19 protein-coding genes and 1 pseudogene are annotated in these 20,737 nt (G+C 62.6%); 13 read left to right on the forward strand and 7 right to left on the reverse strand.

Annotated features, from left to right (window positions below; all coding sequences use genetic code 11):
* The first annotated feature begins 2 nt into the window (after window positions 1–2).
* From HX812_RS12350 to HX812_RS32390, 3 genes and pseudogenes are all read left to right on the forward strand, one after another.
* On the forward strand, window positions 3–1,025 hold the full coding sequence (locus tag HX812_RS12350; RefSeq protein WP_038848910.1) for an amidohydrolase family protein: 1,023 nt from the start codon (window positions 3–5) through the stop codon (window positions 1,023–1,025).
* 95 nt (window positions 1,026–1,120) lie between these two features.
* Window positions 1,121–1,891: pseudogene (locus HX812_RS32385) on the forward strand (MCP four helix bundle domain-containing protein); the annotation flags it as partial.
* The gene (locus HX812_RS32390) at window positions 1,883–2,746 is read left to right on the forward strand and encodes a methyl-accepting chemotaxis protein (RefSeq protein ID WP_371317968.1); all 864 of its coding nucleotides are present in this window, start codon (window positions 1,883–1,885) and stop codon (window positions 2,744–2,746) included. The pseudogene HX812_RS32385 and the gene HX812_RS32390, both read left to right, overlap by 9 nt.
* 164 nt (window positions 2,747–2,910) lie before the next feature.
* Here the strand turns inward: HX812_RS32390 and fabB are convergent, their stop codons facing one another.
* From fabB to HX812_RS12380, 5 genes are all read right to left on the reverse strand, one after another.
* Entirely contained in the window at window positions 2,911–4,131 is a 1,221-nt protein-coding gene (gene fabB / locus HX812_RS12360; protein WP_016974674.1) for a beta-ketoacyl-ACP synthase I, read from the reverse strand.
* Window positions 4,132–4,142: 11 nt separating this feature from the next.
* Window positions 4,143–4,658 (reverse strand): 3-hydroxyacyl-[acyl-carrier-protein] dehydratase FabA, encoded by a 516-nt coding sequence (gene fabA, locus HX812_RS12365; RefSeq protein ID WP_010211704.1) that lies wholly within the window; start codon window positions 4,656–4,658, stop codon window positions 4,143–4,145.
* Between the two features lie 249 nt (window positions 4,659–4,907).
* On the reverse strand, window positions 4,908–6,809 hold the full coding sequence (locus HX812_RS12370; protein WP_033897642.1) for an ATP-binding protein: 1,902 nt from the start codon (window positions 6,807–6,809) through the stop codon (window positions 4,908–4,910).
* Entirely contained in the window at window positions 6,806–7,735 is a 930-nt protein-coding gene (locus HX812_RS12375) for an ABC transporter substrate-binding protein (RefSeq protein ID WP_038843965.1), read from the reverse strand. The genes HX812_RS12370 and HX812_RS12375 overlap by 4 nt, the downstream gene beginning before the upstream one ends.
* 1 nt (window position 7,736) lies before the next feature.
* Complete coding sequence (locus tag HX812_RS12380; RefSeq protein ID WP_371318417.1) at window positions 7,737–9,857, reverse strand: TonB-dependent siderophore receptor; 2,121 nt, start codon at window positions 9,855–9,857, stop codon at window positions 7,737–7,739.
* Between the two features lie 195 nt (window positions 9,858–10,052).
* Between HX812_RS12380 and HX812_RS12385 the strand changes: the two genes are divergently transcribed.
* From HX812_RS12385 to HX812_RS12425, 9 genes are all read left to right on the forward strand, one after another.
* Window positions 10,053–11,078, forward strand: coding sequence for an NAD(P)H-dependent glycerol-3-phosphate dehydrogenase (locus tag HX812_RS12385; RefSeq protein WP_012723107.1), 1,026 nt, complete (start codon window positions 10,053–10,055; stop codon window positions 11,076–11,078).
* Between the two features lie 10 nt (window positions 11,079–11,088).
* Window positions 11,089–11,436: a DUF4389 domain-containing protein gene (locus tag HX812_RS12390; protein ID WP_038843963.1), complete on the forward strand. Its 348-nt coding sequence runs from the start codon at window positions 11,089–11,091 to the stop codon at window positions 11,434–11,436.
* Window positions 11,433–11,882 (forward strand): phosphohistidine phosphatase SixA, encoded by a 450-nt coding sequence (gene sixA, locus HX812_RS12395; RefSeq protein ID WP_038843961.1) that lies wholly within the window; start codon window positions 11,433–11,435, stop codon window positions 11,880–11,882. The genes HX812_RS12390 and sixA overlap by 4 nt, the downstream gene beginning before the upstream one ends.
* Before the next feature lie 85 nt (window positions 11,883–11,967).
* A complete protein-coding gene (locus tag HX812_RS12400; protein ID WP_038843959.1) occupies window positions 11,968–13,617 on the forward strand; it encodes an AMP-binding protein in 1,650 nt (549 codons plus the stop codon).
* 31 nt (window positions 13,618–13,648) lie between these two features.
* Window positions 13,649–14,092, forward strand: coding sequence for a hotdog fold thioesterase (locus HX812_RS12405; protein ID WP_038843957.1), 444 nt, complete (start codon window positions 13,649–13,651; stop codon window positions 14,090–14,092).
* 97 nt (window positions 14,093–14,189) lie between these two features.
* Window positions 14,190–14,993 carry an alpha/beta fold hydrolase gene (locus tag HX812_RS12410; RefSeq protein ID WP_038843955.1) on the forward strand — a complete coding sequence of 268 codons (804 nt, stop codon included), beginning with the start codon at window positions 14,190–14,192 and terminating at the stop codon, window positions 14,991–14,993.
* On the forward strand, window positions 14,990–15,844 hold the full coding sequence (locus tag HX812_RS12415) for an alpha/beta hydrolase (RefSeq protein ID WP_038843953.1): 855 nt from the start codon (window positions 14,990–14,992) through the stop codon (window positions 15,842–15,844). The genes HX812_RS12410 and HX812_RS12415 overlap by 4 nt, the downstream gene beginning before the upstream one ends.
* Window positions 15,845–15,946: 102 nt before the next feature.
* The gene (locus tag HX812_RS12420) at window positions 15,947–16,765 is read left to right on the forward strand and encodes a DUF4892 domain-containing protein (protein ID WP_038843950.1); all 819 of its coding nucleotides are present in this window, start codon (window positions 15,947–15,949) and stop codon (window positions 16,763–16,765) included.
* Between the two features lie 72 nt (window positions 16,766–16,837).
* Complete coding sequence (locus HX812_RS12425; protein ID WP_038843948.1) at window positions 16,838–17,899, forward strand: AI-2E family transporter; 1,062 nt, start codon at window positions 16,838–16,840, stop codon at window positions 17,897–17,899.
* Here the strand turns inward: HX812_RS12425 and HX812_RS12430 are convergent.
* Together HX812_RS12430 and HX812_RS12435 are read right to left on the reverse strand one after the other, a co-directional pair.
* Window positions 17,896–18,930 (reverse strand): HAMP domain-containing sensor histidine kinase, encoded by a 1,035-nt coding sequence (locus tag HX812_RS12430; protein ID WP_038843946.1) that lies wholly within the window; start codon window positions 18,928–18,930, stop codon window positions 17,896–17,898. The two genes, HX812_RS12425 and HX812_RS12430, sit on opposite strands and share 4 nt — an antisense overlap.
* Window positions 18,930–19,694 (reverse strand): response regulator, encoded by a 765-nt coding sequence (locus tag HX812_RS12435; protein ID WP_033897703.1) that lies wholly within the window; start codon window positions 19,692–19,694, stop codon window positions 18,930–18,932. Before HX812_RS12435 ends, HX812_RS12430 begins: the two co-directional genes overlap by 1 nt.
* 259 nt (window positions 19,695–19,953) lie before the next feature.
* On the opposite strand from HX812_RS12435, the gene pyrF reads away from it, so the two are divergent.
* Window positions 19,954–20,652, forward strand: a complete 699-nt coding sequence (pyrF, locus tag HX812_RS12440; protein ID WP_010211681.1) for an orotidine-5'-phosphate decarboxylase — start codon at window positions 19,954–19,956, stop codon at window positions 20,650–20,652.
* Window positions 20,653–20,737: the final 85 nt, after the last annotated feature.

Below are 20,737 nucleotides of genomic sequence, written 5' to 3' on the forward strand. Positions count from 1 at the left end.
TCGTGCCCTGGACCCGCCTGACGCTGGCCCTGTTGCTCACCGCCAGCAGCCTTGCTGTGCAGGCCCGCGACTATACCTACAGCGATGCGCACCTGCATTACGTGGATTTCTTCCAGGAAACCGCAGGGATGGACAAGCTGCTCAAGGCCATGGCCGACAGCCGCATCGAGCATGTGATGATTTCCGGCATACCCGTTGCGAAAAAATGGCACGAAGATGAACCCAAGCGGCCGCGTTACTACGCCGGTGATGACGCCGATGCCTACTGGTACAGCGCCACCGACGTGATCGTCGCCGCAGCGGTCAACAAGCTGACCCCCGAGCAGCGCCGCCACTTCCATCCGTTCCTGTCCGGCTTCAACCCCAACGATAAGAATTCGGCCGCCCATATCCAGCGCATGCTCGACCTCAACCCAGGGCTGTGGCAGGGCATTGGCGAAGTCTTCACCCGTCATGACGACCTCACGGCCATCACCGCAGGTGACACCCCGCGTGCCAATAACGAAGCCATGACCCGCATCTATCACCTGGCGGCAGAAAACGACCTGCCGGTGATGCTGCACTCCAACATCACCTCCAAGCGTGAGCGCAATCCGCTTTACCTGGCTGAAGTGGAAGAACCGCTGCGCAATCATCCGCACACGCGCTTTATCTGGGCCCATGCCGGCACCAGCAAGGAAATTCATCGTCATCAGGTGCAGATGGACTTTTTGTTGCCGACTTTGAGTCGCCTGCTGGAGGCCTATCCCAACCTGTACATCGACCTGTCCTGGAGCATGCTCACGCCGTATCTGCTGGATGATGCCGGCCAGCCTCGCCCCGAGTGGGTAGCGCTGGTGAAGCGCTTCCCTGAGCGGTTTATGTTGGGTTCGGACGTAGTAGGGCGTTTCAACAAGTTGGGTAAGAAAATACGAAGCTTCGATCCCTTTTTGGATGCCTTGCCGGAGGCCGTCGCCCAAAAAGTGGCGCGGGACAACTTCCTGGCCATCCTGCCTAAAGCTACCCGCGATGGTGCGTCGCGTTGATATCGCGTTTTCGTCTTACGCAAAGGCGCTCATAGGCCGATACCTTTCAAGAGCCAGCTGCAAATGGATGCAGCGCATTTGGAAGGAGCCAAGGCATGAGTATCAGAAGTCTGAATATCGCCCCGCGCGCAGGCCTGGGATTTGGCCTGTTGGCGTTGATGGTATTTGCCCTGGGCGGTTTCGCCCTGTTGCAGATGGCCAATATGCGCCAGCAGTCGGACCAGGTGGAAAATAACTGGCTGCCCAGCGTGATGGCCGTGGGGGAGATGAGCCAGGACCTGCTGCGCATCCGGGCGCTGACCTTGCGCCTGCTGGTCAACCGCGATCCCCAGGCGCTGGCGCAGAACGAGCAAAAACTCAGCGACCTCAAAAACGGCCTGCACCATGCGCAAACGCTTTATGAAGCGCTGATCGTGCTGCCCGAGGAGCGTACGCTGTTTGATCGCTTCAAGGCCCAAGAGCAGCAGTACCTGCAACGTCAGGAGCAGGTCGTAGGGTTTTCCAAGGCCAACCAGCTCGAAGACGCGATCCGAGTGGTCAACGGTGAGATGAACCAGCTTGCCGACGAGATGGCCACGACCCTGCATGACTTGGTCAACCTCAACAAAGCCAATGCCAATCAGGCTGCCAGCCTGGCGCAAAGCGTATTCAGCCAGTCGCGCAGTTGGGTGATCGGCATGATCGTGCTCACCGCACTGATCACCATCGGCCTGGCCGTGTGGCTGACGCGCAGCATCGTGTTGCCCTTGGCCCAGTCGCTGAAAGTCGCCCAGGGCGTGGCGAGTGGCGATCTGACCGGCGAGATCCATGTGAGTGGCAACGATGAGCCGGCGCGCCTTCAGCAGGCGCTCAAGGGCATGCAGGACAACCTGCGCGACACCATCCGGCGTATTGCCGAATCGTCGAACCAGTTGGCGTCCGCCTCGGAGGAACTCAGTTGCGTAACTGAAGATGCCACTCGCGGCCTGCACCAGCAGAACCAGGAAATCGAGCAGGCCGCCACCGCGGTGAACCAGATGACGGCGGCGGTGGAGGAGGTGGCAAGCAACGCGGTGGCCACGTCCCAGGCTTCACGCGAGTCCGACCGCATTGCCCAGCATGGGCGTGAGCAGGTGCATCAGACCGTGGTGTCAATCGAGGCGCTGGCCACCGATGTCACCGACAACGTGACCCAGGTCGAGGACCTGGCGCAGAAGGTGTATGGCATCAGCAAGGTGCTGGACGTGATTCGCTCGATTGCCGAGCAGACCAACCTGCTGGCGTTAAACGCGGCGATTGAAGCGGCGCGCGCCGGGGATGCCGGACGTGGGTTTGCGGTGGTGGCCGATGAAGTGCGGGCGTTGGCCCATCGCACCCAGCAGTCGACCCAGGAAATCGAGCAGATGATCAGCGGGATTCAACAGGGCACCGATCAGGCGGTCAGCTCGATGCAACACAGCAACACCCGTGCACGCTCGACCTTGGACATCGCCAAGTCGGCGGGCACGGCATTGGAGGAAATCGCCTCGGCGTTTACCTTGATCAACGAGCGCAACCTGGTAATCGCCAGCGCATCCGAGCAACAGGCGGCGGTGGCGCGGGAGGTGGATCGCAATTTGATGAACATCCGCGACCTGGCGCATCAGACGTCCACGGGGGCGAACCAGACCAGCGCGGCGAGCCAGGAGTTGTCGCGGTTGGCGGTGGACCTGAACACGATGGTGGCGCGGTTTTCGGTGTAACCGCTTTGTGTGGCGAGGGAGCTTGCTCCCGTTCGACTGCGCAGCAGTCGCCGGGGCTGCTTCGCAGCCCAACGGGAGCAAGCTCCCTCGCCACAGGGTTGGCAATTGCCCACAAAAAAGCCCCGAACCAGTCGGGGCTTTTTCATGCAATCAAGCTACAGGTCTTACTGACCCTGCCAGCGTTTCAGCACCAGGGTAGCGTTAGTGCCACCAAAGCCGAAGCTGTTGCTCATCACGGTGTCGATTTTTGCATTCTCAACGGTCTTGGTCAGGATCGGCATGTCAGCCACCACCGGATCAATCTCGTCGATGTTGGCCGAGCCGGCCATGAAGTTGCCTTCCATCATCAGCAGGCAGTAGATCGCTTCGTGAACGCCAGCAGCGCCCAGGGAGTGACCCGACAGGCTCTTGGTAGAGCTGATCGCCGGAGCCTTGTCGCCGAATACCGCACGCACGCCTTCCATTTCCTTGGCGTCGCCGACCGGAGTCGAGGTGCCGTGGGTGTTCAGGTAGTCGATTGGGGTATCAACGGTGGACATGGCCATCTGCATGCAACGGATGGCGCCTTCACCGCTCGGGGCAACCATGTCGTAGCCGTCGGAAGTAGCGCCGTAGCCGACGATTTCCGCGTAGATCTTGGCACCACGGGCCAGGGCGTGTTCCAGCTCCTCGACCACCACCATGCCGCCACCGCCGGCGATGACGAAACCGTCACGCTTGGCGTCGTAGGCGCGGGAGGCCTTTTCCGGGGTTTCGTTGTACTGGGTGGACAGTGCGCCCATGGCGTCGAACAGGAACGACTGGCTCCAATGCTCTTCTTCACCGCCGCCGGCGAACACGATGTCCTGCTTGCCCAGCTGGATCTGCTCAACCGCAGTACCGATGCAATGTGCACTGGTGGCGCAGGCAGAGGAGATCGAGTAGTTCACGCCCTTGATCTGGAACGGCGTGGCCAGGCAGGCGGAAACGGTGCTGCCCATGGTCCGCGTGACACGGTACGGGCCAACGCGCTTCACGCCTTTTTCGCGCAGGATGTCCAGCGCTTCCATCTGGTTCAGGGTCGATGCGCCGCCGGAGCCGGCGATCAGGCCGGTGCGTACGTTCGAGACCTGGTCGTCGCTCAGGCCGGAGTCGGCGATTGCGTCTTTCATGGCCAGGTAGGCGTAGGCGGCAGCGTGGCCGACGAAGCGATAGATCTTGCGATCGATCAGTTCTTCGAGGGGCAGGTCGATGGAGCCGGAAACCTGGCTACGCAGACCCATTTCGGCATATTCCGGGTTGAAGCGGATGCCAGGGCGACTTGCACGCAGGTTAGCGGTGACGGTCTCTTTGTCATTGCCCAGGCAAGAAACAATGCCCAGACCAGTGATAACGACGCGGCGCATGCGGATAACCCTTAAAAGTTGTCAGTGGATGTGAATACGCCGACCCGAAGGCCTTCGGCAGTATAGATCTCGCGACCGTCGACGCTCACCGAACCATCGGCGATGGCCAGGTTCAGCTTGCCCTTGAGGACGCGCTTGATTTGAATGTTGTAGGTGACTTTCTTGGCGGTCGGCAGGACCTGGCCAAAGAACTTCACTTCGCCCGAACCCAGGGCGCGACCGCGGCCCGGCAAGCCTTGCCAGCCGAGGAAGAAACCGACCAGCTGCCACATGGCGTCAAGGCCCAGGCAGCCTGGCATTACGGGATCGCCTTCGAAATGGCAGGCAAAGAACCACAGGTCCGGGGTGATATCCAGCTCGGCGACCAATTCACCTTTGCCGTACTTGCCACCCTCTTCGCTGATATGGGTGATGCGATCCACCATCAGCATGTTCGGGGCGGGCAGTTGCGCGTTACCTGGGCCGAACAGCTCACCGCGACTGCAGCGCAGCAGGTCTTCCCGAGTAAAGGCGTTTTGTTTGGTCATGCGAGCTCCTCAATAATCCCATGCGGCAGGGTAGGGTAAATCTTCCCGAACCGAATGAAGCGTTCATGCCTCATGTCGGCAGCCTACACATAGACTATTGCGTTGTAGTGAAAGTCACAGCGGCAAGGCACTGAATGTACACTTGTTCACTGAAATTTTAAACCGGGCCTGTTTATCGGCCCGTTCGGGTGCCTAAGACTGCCGCACTTTCGCCTTTCACGCCAGTCGGAGTTGGCTGATGGCGCGGCGCTATTGCACCCAACGCTGTAGGATTTGCTGCAAATCCGTGCGTTTGAACGGCTTGGCCAGGTAATCGTTCATTCCCGCTGCCAGGCAGGCTTCACGGTCGCCCTGCAAGGCGTTGGCGGTCAGGGCGATGATCGGCAAGTCGGCGCAGCCCGGCAACTGACGAATCTGCCGGGTGGCTTCGTAGCCGTCGATCAACGGCAGCCGGCAATCCATCAGGATGGCGGTGAAAATCAGGCTCTCGGCGCTGCGGATCGCTTCGGCACCGTCGGTGGCCAGGCTCACTTCAAACCCCAGGCTGCGCAGCATGGCTTCGACCACGGTGCGGTTGACCGGGTTGTCTTCCACCAGCAGCACATGGCGACCATCGCCCGCGCTGGCTTTGCCGTCGGCGTCGCTGGCAATCGCCGGCACACTGTGCTGGTCGATGGCCAGGGGGATTTCCAGGGTGAACACCGAACCGCGGCCTTCCTCGCTCTGGGCGCGCAGGGTGCCGCCCATGCGTTCGGCCAAGGTTCGGGCGATGGGCAGGCCCAGGCCGGTGCCGCCGTAACGTCTTGAAATGGAACTGTCGGCCTGCTGGAACGCGTCGAACATCGCCTCCAGGCGTTCGGCGGAAATGCCGATGCCACTGTCGCGCACGGTGCAGGTGAACCACACCAGTTCATGGTCGAGGGTCTGCCAATGGGGCTCGACGCTGACGCTGCCGTGCTCGGTGAACTTCAGCGCGTTGCCGATCAGGTTCACCAGGATCTGGCGGATCCGTGTCGGGTCACCCTGCACGTGCAAGGCGTCCATCCCCAGCGGGATCGCCAGTTGCAGCGCCAGCCCACGTTGCTGGGCGCTGTGCTGGAAGGCCTGGGCGCAGCTGTTGATCAGGTCCGCCAGGTTGAACGGAATATGCTCCAGTTCCAGGGCGGCGCGTTCGATACGCGAGAAGTCGAGGATGTCGTTGATGACCTTGAGCAAATGCTCGGTGGACTCCGACGCAAGCGCCGCGTACTCGGTCTGTTCCTCGGTCATCTCGGTGGTTTCCAGCAACTGCAACATACCCAGCACGCCGTTCATGGGCGTGCGCAGTTCATGGCTCATCATCGCCAGGAAGTCCGACTTGGCGTTGTTGGCGCGCTCGGCTTCTTCGCGGGTCTGGATCAACTGGGCCATGGCCTGTTGCTGTTCGCGACTGGCCTGGTTGAGGCCCTCGGCAAGGTTGTTGATATGCCGCGACAGGTCGCCCAGCTCCGAGTCATCCACAATCGGCAGCGGTGTCTGGTAGTCGCCTTGCTGGATCGCCTTCACCGCATGGCCCATGGCGCTGATCGGCTGCGATAGGCTGGCGGCCAGGCGCCGTGCGAGCAGGAAGGTAAACAGCAGGGCGAACAGCGCGAGGATGCCGGCCTTGAACAGGATCTCCTGTTGGCGCTGGCTGAACGCATCGTTGGACATGCCGACGATCACCCGGCCCAGGTAGTCCGCGCGCGGCGCCTTGGGTTCATTGAGGTTGTCCTGGAAAAAATCATTGCCCAGCTGGATATGTTGCAGGCGGATCGGCGCCTGGAACACTTTCACCGACAGCGAACGGTCGTGCTTCTCCGACGGCTGCTCGACATACACCAGAATGTTCTCGCTGCTGTCCTGGATCTCCAGGAAACGCACATGGGGCGTGGCCAGCGTGGCGCGCAACAGGCTGTCGAGCACATCATTGTTGCCGGATATCACCCCGTACTCGGTGGCGGGCGCCAGTTGGTTGGCGATCAGTTGACCGGTGTGGTCCAGTTCCTGGCGCAAATCCTGGATACGCACGAAGGTGAAGAAGCTGATCAACAGCAACGTCAGCAACAGCGCCGGGCCCAGAGTGATGAGCTGGGTGCGGGTGTTGATGTCCCAACGACGACGCAAGGTCATGGGCGTTTTTCTCCTTCGGCCAATCGGGCGCCGACACTGGCTTCATCCACCTGTTCGATCCCCAGTGAGCGCGCGACTTGCGGGTTGCCCACGACTTTGAAGCGTTCCGGGTACAGCGAGCGCGGCCAGTTGGCCGGCGAGTGGTCGAGCAGGCGGTCGAGCACGGCCAGCCAGTCGGCCTGGTCGCTGTAGGTGCTGGCCAGGCTGCCGGCCCGCACGAAGCCCGCGTTCGGGCCTATCAGCGGCAATTGCTGGGCGTAACTGCTCAGCAACAGGTTCTTCGCGGTTTTCGGGTTGTACAACTGCGGGTCGTCGAGGCCGAGCAGTACGTCACTGTTGCGGAACAGGGTCTGCAGCGGCCGACTGTCATTAATGTTGTCCCACAGCTGCGGCACGATCTCCAGGCCCAGCGGCGCGGCATGCTGGCGCAGTTCGGGCAGCAGGAACTCACTGTCGGCGCCATAGAGCACGCCGATGCGCCGCGCCTGCGGCAGGATGCCCGCGATCAGGCGCAGTTGGCGATCCAGCGGCGGGTCGCTCCACAGCAGGCTGATGCGGGGGTGCGGCATGTTGCCCAGGCGCTGATGGGCTTGCAGCCGGCTGATACGCAGCACCAGGGTTGGCGGGCCCTGAGGTTCTTGCAGGCGCCAGTCGAGGCCGGGCAGGTCCAGCAAAATCAGACGGGTGTTGGCCGGCAGTCGACCGGGTGCCGGCAAGTCCTTGAGGGCGGTGAAGGTGACACGGTCTTCGGGGCGTTGCTGGGCCAGGGCCTGGGCAAATGCTTGCACACCGGCACCGTCTTCGGCGGCGGTCAGCAGAATGTCGGCGCTCCACGCCGGCGCGGCCAGCAGCAGGCAGGCGAGCAGCAGGGCACGCCGCCAGAGCCGAGTGATCAACAGGCCAGTCATCCGTGACGAGTCGCCCATGTCAGAACTCTAGCTCGGCACTGAAGTAGAGCACGTGGCGATGGTCATAATTGTTGTCAGCCCAGGTGGTGGGCTGGTTGTCGAGGCGTTCTTGCAACATGCCGGCCAGCTCCACGTTGGCTTTGCCCAGGGCAATGCGCTTGGCCACCCGCAGGTCGACCCGTTCGAAGCGATATTGGTTGAGTGCGTCATCGCCATAGTAGAACAGCGCGCTGGACCAACCCTGGCCCCACTCGCGCAACCAGCCGGCGGAGCCACTGTTGCGCGCGGTCTGTGCTTTGTCCAGCGGGTTGCTGCTGCTGGCGTCGACGTAAGCATAGGTGAGCCGCAGACGATCGGCGTTGCTCACGCGCCAGTCGAACTGCGACTCGGCGCCGGTGAACCGTGAGCTGTTGGCGTTGCTGGCAATGTACTGGTTATTGCGCAGCGGCGAGCTGATCATGTCGGTGATCTCGTCGTAGAACAGTTTCACATCCATGTTCAGCCCGATGTCTGCAAAGAAGCCGTTGTACCCCAGTTCCCGTGACTTCATCATCTCTTTATCGAGGTTGCCCGGGCCCCGGGTCTTTACGAAGTATTGCCCGGTGGTCTGTCCGTAGGCCGGGGAGCTGAGGTTGGTGACGCGATAACTCCAGTTGACGTTGTTCTCGAACATGTCCGGCGAGCGGATCGCCTCGGAGTACACCGCGCGCAGGCCGTGGCGCGGGTTGATCAGGTAGTTGACCGCCACCCGTGGTGTCAGCGAGTTGCCGCTCAGGTGGGTGTCTTCATACATGGCGCCGCCTTGCAGCAGCCAATGCTCGCTGGCGCGCCACTCCAACTGGCCGAACAGGCGCCAGGTGGTGTCGTCCAAGGTGCCGTTGAAGTAGGTGTCGGAGTCGGCGCGGTCATAGCGATAGTTCATGCCGCTGACCAGGCGCAGGCTGTCGGACAGGCTGAGGGTGTCTTGAATCTCCAGGTCGTAGCGGCTCTCGCGGGTGCTCTGGTCGATATCGCCGCAGACGCTTTGGCTGGCACCGTCACGCCATTGTTGCAGCACCTGGTTGGCCAACGCCTGTTCGGCGGCGCTGCCCGGTGGTGCGCTGCCTTGGCTGTAGGTGTCCATGTGCCGGGCCAGCAGTTCGGCGTAGTTGGGGTTCATCTGCCACAGTTGGGTCAGCTCGGGGCTGAACGAGACCTTGGCGTCACAGGCTTTCCAGACTTGCTGGCGGTCCCATTGCTGGGCCGAGCCCTGGATATACAGGCTGTGCTCAGGGTTGAAGTCGAAGTTCCAGCGCAGGGAGCCGGCGTAGTCCTTGGCGGTGACGTCGGAATTGTTACCGCCTTCGGTAATCCCGGCAAAGACAGGGCTGTAGGTATACGGCCTCTGGTTAGTGCCTTCCTTCGCATCCAGTTGCAGATCGATGCTTTGCTGCGTGTTCAGCGTCTGGCTGATCGCCAGGCTGAAGCGACTGAGGCGGCGACTGTCGCGGCGGTCGGCGCCGGAGGCATCGCTGTCGAAGCCATCGTCTTGCTGCCCGGACAGGGACAGGCGCAAGTCGCCGGTTTCCCAGCCCGCGCCCTGGCTGGCATAGAAGTCATTGATGCCGCGTTCGCCACGCACCACTTTTACCCGCGTGCCGTGGCTGTTGGCCGGCGAGCGCGTAAGAATGTTCACCACCGCCATCAAGGCATTGGCGCCGTAGCTGACGGTGTTGGGGCCCCGGAACACTTCGATGCGCTCGATATCTTCCATGGCCACCGGAATGTCGCTCCAGTCCACGGTGGCCAGGCCCGCGCGGTACACCGAGCGGCCGTCGATCAACACCTGCATGCGCCGCGCGTCGCTGGCGCTGGTGCCGTGGTAGTTCACCGCCGCCTGGTTACCGGTGGTGTAACCGACCATCATCCCCGGCACCAGGCGCAGCAACTCACTGATGTCCCGCGCGCCGCTGGCCTTGATCAACTCGCTGTCGATCACGGTCATGCTGCCCGGTACAGCGGCGGCCGACTGTTTGAGGCGCGTGGCCGTCAATACCTGGGGCAGCGGCTGGCTGTCGAGGAACAGGTCGTCGGCCAGCGTCGGTGCGCTGCACAACAACATCAACCAGAGGGATGAGCGAGGAGGAGGGCCCAAATACACGGCACGGCCTTGATAATTGCGGATAGCCGCCCATGTTAACTGAGGTGGGGCCTTTTGCCAGTCGTCGGACTTGCAATTGCTTCATGAAAATGTGGCATTTTCCGACAAACGCACGAATTGATGCGGGGGCTGGCCGCCAGCGGGTCGGCCCGTATAATGCCGCCATCGCCACTGGTATGGATTAACGGATTGCATATGACTGAACAGCGCCCTATTGCGGTCCTGGGAGGCGGAAGTTTTGGTACCGCCGTGGCAAACCTGCTGGCCGAGAACGGCCACGCTGTGCGCCAGTGGATGCGCGATCCCGAACAGGCCGAGGCCATTCGGGTGCACCGGGAAAATCCGCGTTACCTCAAAGGCATCAAGATTCATCCGGCGGTCGAGCCGGTCACCGACCTGCTGGAAACCCTCACGGCGTGCGACCTGTGCTTCGTCGCGTTGCCCTCCAGCGCCTTGCGCTCGGTGCTGGCGCCCCACGCCGAGCGTCTGGCCGGCAAGCTGCTGGTCAGCCTGACCAAGGGCATCGAGGCGCAGACCTTCAAGCTGATGAGCGAAATCCTCGAAGAAATCGCTCCCCAGGCGCGCATTGGCGTGCTGTCCGGGCCGAACCTGGCACGGGAAGTCGCCGAACACGCGCTGACTGCCACGGTGGTCGCCAGTGAAGATGAGGAGCTCTGCGAACGCGTCCAGGCTGTGTTGCATGGCCGCACGTTCCGCGTCTATGCCAGCAGCGACCGTTTTGGCGTCGAGCTCGGCGGTGCGCTGAAAAACGTCTACGCGATCATCGCTGGCATGGCCGTGGCGCTGGGCATGGGCGAAAACACCAAGAGCATGCTGATCACCCGCGCCCTGGCTGAGATGACCCGCTTTGCGGTGAACCAGGGCGCCAACCCGATGACCTTCCTGGGGCTGGCGGGCGTGGGCGACTTGATCGTCACCTGCTCCTCGCCGAAAAGCCGCAACTACCAGGTCGGGTTCGCCCTTGGCCAGGGCCTGAGCCTGGAAGACGCCGTCACGCGCCTGGGCGAAGTGGCCGAAGGAGTCAACACCCTCAAGGTGCTCAAGGCCAAGGCCCAGGAAGTCGGCGTGTATATGCCGCTGGTCGCCGGGTTGCACGCGATCCTGTTTGAAGGGCGCACCTTGAACCAGGTCATCGAGTTGCTGATGCGCGCCGAGCCCAAGACCGATGTCGACTTTATTTCCACCAGTGGTTTCAACTGAGGAACGCGTCATGAACGATCCGAAAGCAGCCCCCAAGTACGAATCCATTGCCCTGCGCATCCTGTGGATGCTGGTGTTTGCCCTGGTGTGGCAAGTGGCGCAGTTCCTGCTCGGCGCGCTGGTGGTGGTGCAGTTGATCTACCGTCTGGTCTACGGCGCCCCGAACCTGGGCCTGATGAACTTTGGCGACAGCCTCAGCCAATTCCTGGCGCAAATCGGCCGTTTCGGCAGCTTCCACACCGAACAGAAGCCGTGGCCGTTCGCCGACTGGCCGACTCCGCGCGTACCCGAGGGCGAAGCCGCCCACAGCGTGCCGCCAGCGCCGCACCCGGTGCGTGATGAAGAGCCGAAACTGTGAAGCTGTGGATCCTGCGCCACGGCGAGGCCGAAGGGCACGCGCGCACCGATGCCGAACGCAACCTCACCGAGCATGGCCGTGGCGAAGTGTTGCGCAGTGCTGCGCACCTGATCGGCCAGCCCCTCAGCGCGATCATCGCCAGCCCCTATGTGCGGGCGCAGCAGACCGCACACCTGGTGCGTGATGCGCTGGGCTTCGAGCCGGAGATCCGCACGGTGCCGTGGCTGACCCCCGAGGGCAACCCGTTGCAGGTGCTGGAACAGCTCGACACCGATGACAATGTGCTGCTGGTCAGCCACCAGCCGTTGGTGGGCAGCCTGATCAGCTTTCTGCAGCACGGTCACCAGCGCCAGCCACAGCCGATGCACACCGCCAGCCTGGCGGAACTGGAAGGGGATTTCCCGCTGGCGGGTCTGATGAGCCTGGTCAGCGTGAAGAATCCGTAGGATTTATCGCGGCTTTGTGTGTGCTATATAGTCAACCAAGCAAGTGCTTGGTTGGCTATCGTCGAACCACAAAGGAGCGCGTCCCATGCCCGTCGCTTTTCGTTTGCCGTTGCAGGTCTTCTTCGAACGTGAAGCGCGACATCCGCGCCAAACCTTTCTGGTGCAGCCGATGGGCGGTGGCCAGGTGCAAAGCCTCACCTGGGGCGACGTCGGCCACCAGGCCCGCTGCGCCGCGCACTGGTTGCGCGCCCGGGAGCTGCCCCAGGGCTCGCACATTGCGCTGATCTCAAAAAACTGCGCGCACTGGATCATCGCTGACCTGGCGATCTGGATGGCCGGGCATGTCTCGGTGCCGCTGTATCCCAACCTCACCGCCGACTCCGTTGCCCATGTGCTGACCCATTCCGAGGCGGCGCTGGTGTTTATCGGCAAGCTCGACGACTGGCCCGCCATGGCGCCCGGTGTGCCTGCGAGTGTGCCGACCATCAGCCTGCCATTGTGCCCAGCGGGCGAATTCGATTTCAGTTGGGCCGACCTGCAAGCCTGCTCACCGATCCAGGATGACCCGGCGCCGGTCGCCTCGGATCTGGCGACCATCATTTATACCTCCGGCACGACCGGCCTGCCCAAGGGCGTGATGCACAGCTTCGGCGCGCTGGGGTTCGCCGCCACCCGTGGTACGGAGTTATTTGGCTTGGGCGAGGGCGACCGATTGCTGTCTTACCTGCCGCTGTGCCATGTGGCGGAACGGATGTTTGTGGAAATGGCCTCGATCTACACCGGGCAAACGGTATTTTTCGCCGAAAGCCTGGAAACCTTTCTGACAGACCTGCGTAGGGCGCGTCCGACCGCACTGTTTGGCGTGCCGCGCATCTGGACCAAATTCCAGCTGGGCGTCTACGCCAAAATCCCCGCGAAACGCCTGGATACCTTGCTGCGCCTGCCCTTCATCGGCAAACGCGTGGGCCACAAGGTGCTCGCCGGCCTGGGGCTGGACGCGTTGCGTATCGCGCTTTCGGGAGCGGCGCCTGTGCCTGAGGCGTTGCTGCGCTGGTATCAACGCCTGGGCCTGGATGTGCTTGAGGTGTATGGCATGACCGAAAGTTGCGGCTACTCCCATGTCTGCCGCCCCGGCCAGCAGACCCTCGGCTGGATCGGCCTACCGTGCCCCGGTGTGGAAGTGCGTATCGATCCGGCGGGGGAAGTGCAGGTGCGCAGCGGCGCGACCATGCTCGGCTACTACAAGGACCCGCAGAAAACTGCCGAAACCATTACCGCCGATGGCTTCCTGCGCACGGGCGACAAAGGAGAGCAGGACGCCGAGGGGCGTTTGCGCCTGACCGGGCGACTCAAGGAAATCTTCAAGACCAGCAAAGGCAAATACGTGGCGCCGGCGCCGATTGAAAACCGCCTGGCCGAGCATGCGCGTATCGAGCAGGTGTGCGTGGTGGGCGAGGGACTGATCGCGCCGATAGGCTTGTGCGTGTTATCGGCGGGCGGGGACGACTCGCCAGCCCTGCGTGCCAGCCTGGAGCGCTGGTTGGAACAGGTCAACCAAGCGCTGGATAAGCATGAACGCCTGCGCCAATTGGTGGTGGTCAAAGACAACTGGGCGGTGGAAAACGGCTTTCTGACGCCGACCTTGAAGATCAAGCGCAACGTGATCGAATCGGTTTACGGCGAATATTTCCAAACCTGGAGCGAGCGTTCCGAAACGGTTCTGTGGCAGGATTAGGGCCGTAATAAAACCAATAAGGACAATTTAAATGAGCCTATGGCGCACCCAACCGAATATCGACCAACTCAACGCAATCCAGAAAAACACCATCGGCGAACTGCTGGACATCCGTTTTGAACGCTTCGACGACGATTCCCTGACCGCGAGCATGGTGGTCGATCATCGCACCCATCAGCCCTACGGCTTGCTGCATGGCGGCGCCTCGGTGGTGTTGGCCGAGAGCGTTGGCTCCATGGCGGCCTACTTGTGCATCGACCCGAGCAAGTTTTATTGCGTGGGCCTGGAGGTCAACGCCAACCACCTGCGCGGTGTGCGCAGCGGGCGGGTGACGGCGGTGGCCAAGGCTGTGCATATTGGCCGCACGACCCAGGTCTGGGACATCCGCCTGACCAACGATGAGGGCAAGGCCAGTTGCGTGTCGCGCCTGACCATGGCGGTGGTGCCGCTAGGCGAGAACCCACCGGCGCGATAGGCGTGGCGTGAGTGTCATCATTCCTGGCAGTTACAGTCATTGCTGTGCCGGCCGGGCATGGTGACAATCAATCTCTGTTTTTGTAGATGGATCCGGTATGTCGCAGCACGTGTTTTTTGCCCACGCCAATGGCTTTCCCTCGGCCACCTACGGCAAGTTGTTCGCCGCCCTGGCCCCGGAATATGCGGTGGCTCACCTGCCGCAGCACGGTCACGACCCGAGGTTTCCGGTGGACGACAACTGGCAGAACCTGGTGGACGAGTTGATCCATCACCTAGAGCAGCAACCGGAACCGGTGTGGGGTGTTGGCCATTCCCTCGGCGGCGTGTTGCACCTGCACGCGGCCATGCGTTGCCCGCAGTTGTACCGCGGCGTCGCCATGCTGGATTCACCGGTGCTGACCCGCGCCGACCGTTGGGTGATTCGCGCGGCCAAGCGTTTCGGGTTTATCGACCGCCTGACCCCGGCCGGCCGCACCTTGGGCCGTCGGGAGGAGTTCAGCGACCTGGACGCCGCGCGCAGCTATTTCGCCGGCAAGACCCTGTTCCGTGGCTTTGACCCCGAATGTTTCGACGCCTACCTGCAACACGGCCTGCTGCAAGTGGGCGATCGCCTGCGCCTGCGCTTCGACCCGGCCACTGAAATCAGCATCTACCGTGGCGTGCCCCACACCAGCCCCGGCCAAGTGCGCCAGTTGAAGGTGCCGTTGGCGGTGGTGCGCGGCCGGCAGAGCCGGGTGGTGATGCGTCACCACGCCAGTGGCGTCGGGCGCCTGCCCATGGGCGAAATGCTCACCATGCCCGGCGGCCATATGTTCCCCCTTGAGCGCCCCCACGACACCGCGACCTTGATCAAGAACCTGTTCTCCCGCTGGGAAGCCCGCGAGCGCAGCTGCGCATGAGTACGCCGGTCGAAGAAGTGCGCCTGAGCCTGCCGCATATCGAACTGGCGGCCCATCTGTTCGGGCCCGAGGACGGCTTGCCGGTGATTGCCCTGCATGGCTGGCTGGACAACGCCAACAGCTTTGCGCGGCTGGCGCCAAAACTCCAGGGGTTGCGCATCGTTGCGCTGGATATGGCTGGGCACGGGCATTCGGCGCATCGTCCTACCGGTGCCGGTTATGCCTTGTGGGATTACGTCTTTGACGTTCTGCAAGTCGCTGAGCAACTGGGTTGGAAACGTTTTGCATTGCTTGGCCATTCCCTTGGCGCCATCGTGTCCCTGGTGTTGGCCGGCGCGTTGCCGGAGCGAGTGACGCACCTGGGATTGATCGACGGCGTCACCCCGCCGACCGCCAGCGGCGAGAACGCCGCCGAGCGCCTGGGCATGGCGTTGCAAGCGCAATTGAACCTGCAGGACAAGCGCAAGCCGGTCTACAACACCCTGGATCGAGCGGTGGAAGCTCGCATGAAAGGCGTGGTGGCGGTCAGCCGCGAAGCCGCCGAACTGCTGGCCCAGCGCGGTTTGATGCCAGTGCCAGGCGGTTACACCTGGCGTACCGACAGCCGTCTGACCCTGGCGTCGCCGGTTCGTCTGACTGAAGAACAGGCGATGGCTTTCGTGCGACGCGTGGGTTGTCCTACCCAGTTGGTGGTCGCTGCCGACGGCATGTTGGCGAAACATTCCGAATTGCTTTCCCAGCTGCCCTTTACGGTCACCACGCTGCCAGGCGGCCATCATTTACACCTGAATGATGAGTCCGGCGCGGTCCTTGTTGCAGACTGTTTCAATCGGTTCTTCTCCGCGCCTTGACTTGGGGCGGTCAACTGCCGAGGCTGGGCGGATTGAAAGGGAGTCAACCATGAACAAACTCAACACCGCTGCGACCTCCGATGGCCAGGGCTCGTTGATCTTATGAGCGTGCGTAACGGATGTATCCGTATCCTGGGCTTGAGCCTTTTGAGCCCACTGGTATTCGCCGCCGACGTACCGGGCAGCCAGGACCTGCCCACCGTGGCCCGCCAGGTCGACTCGCAAATCGTCGACTACCGTCCCGCCGAAGAAAAAGAACGCATCTACCCCATGGGCGCGATCCGCAAGATCAGCGGCCAGTTGCGTTATGAAGGCCAGGCCACCGCCCGTGGCCAAACCACCGCCATCACCTATGAACTGCCCGCCGAGCACAGCTCCAGCGCCGCGTTCAAGGCGACGCGTGAAGCCTTGCAGGAGAAGGGCGCGCAGTTGTTGTTCTGGTGTCAGGCGCGCGATTGCGGCGAAAGCAGCCTGTGGGCCAATGAAGTGTTCGGCAACGCCAAGCTGGTCGGTGCCGACGGGCAGCAGGAATACCTGCTGCTGCGCCTCGCGGCTCCCCAGGAAAACTCCCTGGTGGCGCTGTACGGCATCACCCGTGGCAACCGCCGCGCCTACCTGCACGTAGAACAGTTGGACGCCAACGCGCCGCTGTCCGAACTGCTGCCCACCTCGGCGACCCTGCTGCGTGAGTTGAAAAGCACCGGTGAGCTGGATTTCCCGGCATTGGGCGGCGAGCCTGACGACACCTGGCTGACCCTGATTTCCCGTGGCCTGAACCTGGATGCCACGTTGCGCGTGAGCCTGACCGGCCCGACCGCCGAAGCCTGGCGCCAGGCGTTGGTCGACAAAGGCGTGCGCGCTGCACGCATGGAAACCGGCACAGGTGACGCCAAGGGCCTGCACCTGCATCTGATACGCTAGGCGTAACAGGGCGAACGGACCCGTGCCGTTCGCCTAAGCTGTCTTCCTACAGTCTTCCTTTCGAGATCCTACATGCTCAATAACGATCGCCTACTGGTGCAAATCCTGCTGCTGGTGCTGTTCGGTGCCAGCTTCTGGGTGATGGCGCCGTTCTGGTCGGCGCTGTTCTGGGGCGCGGTGCTGGCGTTTGCCAGTTGGCCGCTGATGGTCCTGCTCATTCGTTGGCTGGGTGGTCGCGAATCCTTGGCCGCCGGCATCCTGACGTTGGGTTGGATGTTGCTGGTGGCGCTGCCGCTGGTATGGCTGGGCTTCAACCTCGCGGACCATGTGCGCGATGCAACCGCATTGATCAAGGATATCCAGGTCGACGGCTTGCCGGAGGCGCCTGCCTGGCTCGGCTCGATCCCCTTTGTCGGCGAGCGGCTGGTGGGCATGTGGGACAGCATTGATCAGCAGGGCGCAGCGTTGATGGTCAGCATCAAGCCCTATCTGGGGCAGGTGGGTAATTGGTTGCTGGCGCGCAGTGCGCAAATCGGTGGCGGGATTCTAGAACTGACCCTGAGCCTGGTATTCGTATTCTTTTTCTATCGGGATGGGCCGCGCCTGGCGATGTTCGTCCACCGCCTGCTGGAACGCTTGATCGGCGATCGCGCCGGCTACTACATCGAACTGGTGGCCGGCACCGTGCAGCGGGTGGTCAACGGCGTGATCGGCACCGCCGCTGCCCAAGCGCTGTTGGCGTTGATCGGCTTCTGGATCGCCGGCGTACCGGGTGCATTGGTGCTGGGTATCGTCACCTTCCTGCTCAGCCTGATCCCCATGGGCCCGCCGCTGGTGTGGATCCCGGCCACGGCCTGGCTGGCGTGGAAGGGTGATTACACCTACGCGGTGTTCCTCGGCGTGTGGGGCACCTTCATCATCAGCGGCGTGGACAACGTGCTCAAGCCCTACCTGATCAGCCGTGGCGGCAACCTGCCGCTGGTGATCGTGTTGCTTGGCGTGTTCGGCGGTTTGATCGCGTTTGGGTTCATCGGCCTGTTTATCGGCCCGACCCTGCTGGCGGTGGCCTACAGCCTGTTGATGGATTGGAGCGCGACCCAGGCCCAAGGGCGTCGGGAAGACAAACCGCTTTAAGCCCTGGGCAACCACATCACGGCGGTCAAGCCACCGCCGGGGGTGTCCTCCAGGTGCAGCCGACCGCCGAGGCGTTCGGCGGCTTCCTTGGAAATCGTCATGCCCAGGCCGACGCCGCCGGAGTTACGATTGCGTGAGCCTTCCAACCGATAGAACGGCTCGAACACCGCCTCGCGCTTGTCGACGGCGATGCCGGGGCCATGGTCGATCACGCGAATCACCAAGGCCTCGCGGCTGTCCGTCAGCTCGATGCGCGCCGTACCGGCATAGCGCAGGGCATTGTCGATCAGGTTGTTGAGGCACGAACGCAAGGCCATCGGCTGCACCTGCAGCGGCGCGCAGGTGCCGGCGAATTGTACGTCGCAGCCTTGGTCCTGGGCGTTTTCGCTCATGGACTCGACCAACGCCTGCACGTCGAGCCAGTGCCGGGTTTCGCTGGTGCGTTGTTCGTGCAGGTAGCTCAGGGTGGCGTCGAGCATGCCGATCATATCGTCCAGGTCCTGGCGCATCTGGCCTTGCAGCTTGGTGTCTTCGATCTGTTCCAGGCGCAGCTTGAGGCGCGAGAGCGGGGTGCGCAGGTCATGGGAGACCGCGCCGAGCATGCGCGCGCGTTGGCTGACCTGTTCGCGGATGCGCCGTTGCATCAGGTTGAAGGTCGACGCGGCCTGCTGGGCCTCACGCGGTCCCGACTCGTCGAGGGGCGGGCTGTCGAGGTCCAGGCTCAAGCGCTCGGCGGCTTCGCTCAGGCGCTGAATCGGCCGGCTCAGCAACTTGGCGCCGTACCAGGCGGCGATGATCAACGAGATGAACTGGAACGTCAGCGGCACCACCGGGCCGCCAAACCACGGACGTTTGTGCTTGGGCAGGAGCTTCATCGTGCCGTCGGGCTGTTCGACAAAGGTTTCCTGGGGCGGCGGCGGGGGTGGGCCGTAATAGCGAAACCATGAGATTGCCAGCACATGGGCCAGCACAATCGCCACCAGCAACACGCCAAACAGTCGACCGAACAGCGTGTTGAGGGCGTTGCGCATCAACCGATATCCCGCGCATCGAACAGGTAGCCTTCGCCGCGCACGGTCTTGATCAGTTGCGGGGCTTTAGGATCGTCCCCGAGTTTTTGCCGCAGGCGTGACACCAGCAAGTCGATGCTGCGATCAAAGGCTTCAATGGAGCGGCCACGGGCGGCATCCAGCAACTGCTCGCGGCTCAACACCCGGCGCGGACGCTCGATGAACACCCACAGCAGGCGGAATTCCGCGTTGGACAGCGGCACCACCAGGCCATCGTCGGCCACCAGTTGGCGCAACACGCTGTTGAGGCGCCAGGTGTCGAAGCGGATGTTGGCGCGCTGTTCGGTGCGGTCATCACGTACACGGCGCAGGATGGTCTGGATCCGTGCTACCAGCTCACGCGGCTCGAACGGCTTGGACATATAGTCGTCAGCGCCCAGCTCCAGGCCGATGATGCGGTCCGTCGGCTCGCAGCGGGCGGTGAGCATCAGGATCGGAATGTCCGACTCCGCACGCAGCCAGCGGCACAGCGACAGGCCATCTTCACCGGGCAGCATCAGGTCGAGCACCACCACATCGAAGGTTTCAGCCTGCATGGCCTGGCGCATGGCGGTGCCGTCGGTGACGCCAGTGGCCAGGATGCCGAAGCGGGCGAGGTAGTCGATCAGCAGTTCGCGGATCGGCACATCGTCGTCAACGATCAGCGCGCGGGTGTTCCAGCGCTTGTCATCGGCGATCACCGCGCCTTTTTGCTCGTCGTTCAAAGAGACGGAAGGGGTCTGCATAATGCGATCATCTGCCTGGTCGTTGCGGTCAGCATAGGCGTCCAGCCCCATGGCTGGAAGTGCTGGTCGGTGGGTCGTGCGAGCGAGGCTAGCCGTGGGGCGTGTTGGGGGCATGTCGTGAATGTATCAGCTTTGAAATAATTGGAGAAAATGCCCGCCCGATGGCGCTTGGTCAGTATTTACCGATCATCGGATCCCGCAACGGCGCCGCTTGCGCTACAATCCGCGCCGATTTCGACTTGCCTGAGAGCCCATTCCAATGTCCGTCTGCCAGACTCCTATCATCGTCGCCCTGGATTACCCCACTCGTGACGCCGCACTGAAGCTGGCTGACCAGTTGGACCCGAAGCTTTGCCGGGTCAAGGTCGGCAAGGAATTGTTCACCAGTTGTGCGGCGGAAATCGTCGGCACCCTGCGTGATAAAGGCTTCGAGGTGTTCCTCGACCTTAAATTCCACGATATCCCCAACACCACCGCCATGGCGGTCAAGGCCGCCGCCGAAATGGGCGTGTGGATGGTCAATGTGCACTGCTCCGGCGGCCTGCGCATGATGAGTGCTTGCCGTGAGGTGCTGGAACAGCGCAGCGGTCCCAAGCCTTTGTTGATCGGCGTGACCGTGCTCACCAGCATGGAACGTGAAGACCTGGCCGGTATCGGTCTGGATATCGAGCCCCAGGAGCAGGTGCTGCGCCTGGCTGCCCTGGCGCAGAAAGCCGGTCTCGATGGCCTGGTGTGTTCGGCGCTGGAGGCCCAGGCGCTGAAGACTGCGCACCCTTCGTTGCAGTTGGTGACGCCGGGGATTCGTCCGGCGGGCAGCGCACAGGATGACCAGCGGCGTATTCTGACGCCGCGTCAGGCGCTGGACGCGGGTTCTGATTACCTGGTGATCGGGCGGCCGATCAGCCAGGCGGCGGATCCGGCCAAGGCGTTGGCGGCAGTGGTTGCCGAGATCGCCTGATTTCAGGTCGAACCTGGTAAAAAATGTGGGAGCGGGCTTGCTCGCGAATGCGGAGTTTCAGTCATTACATCAGTTGGCTGATCCA

Origin of the sequence: Pseudomonas sp. IPO3749 (genome assembly GCF_013386605.1) — a bacterium.
Taxonomy (GTDB): Bacteria; Pseudomonadota; Gammaproteobacteria; order Pseudomonadales; family Pseudomonadaceae; genus Aquipseudomonas; species Aquipseudomonas azotoformans_A.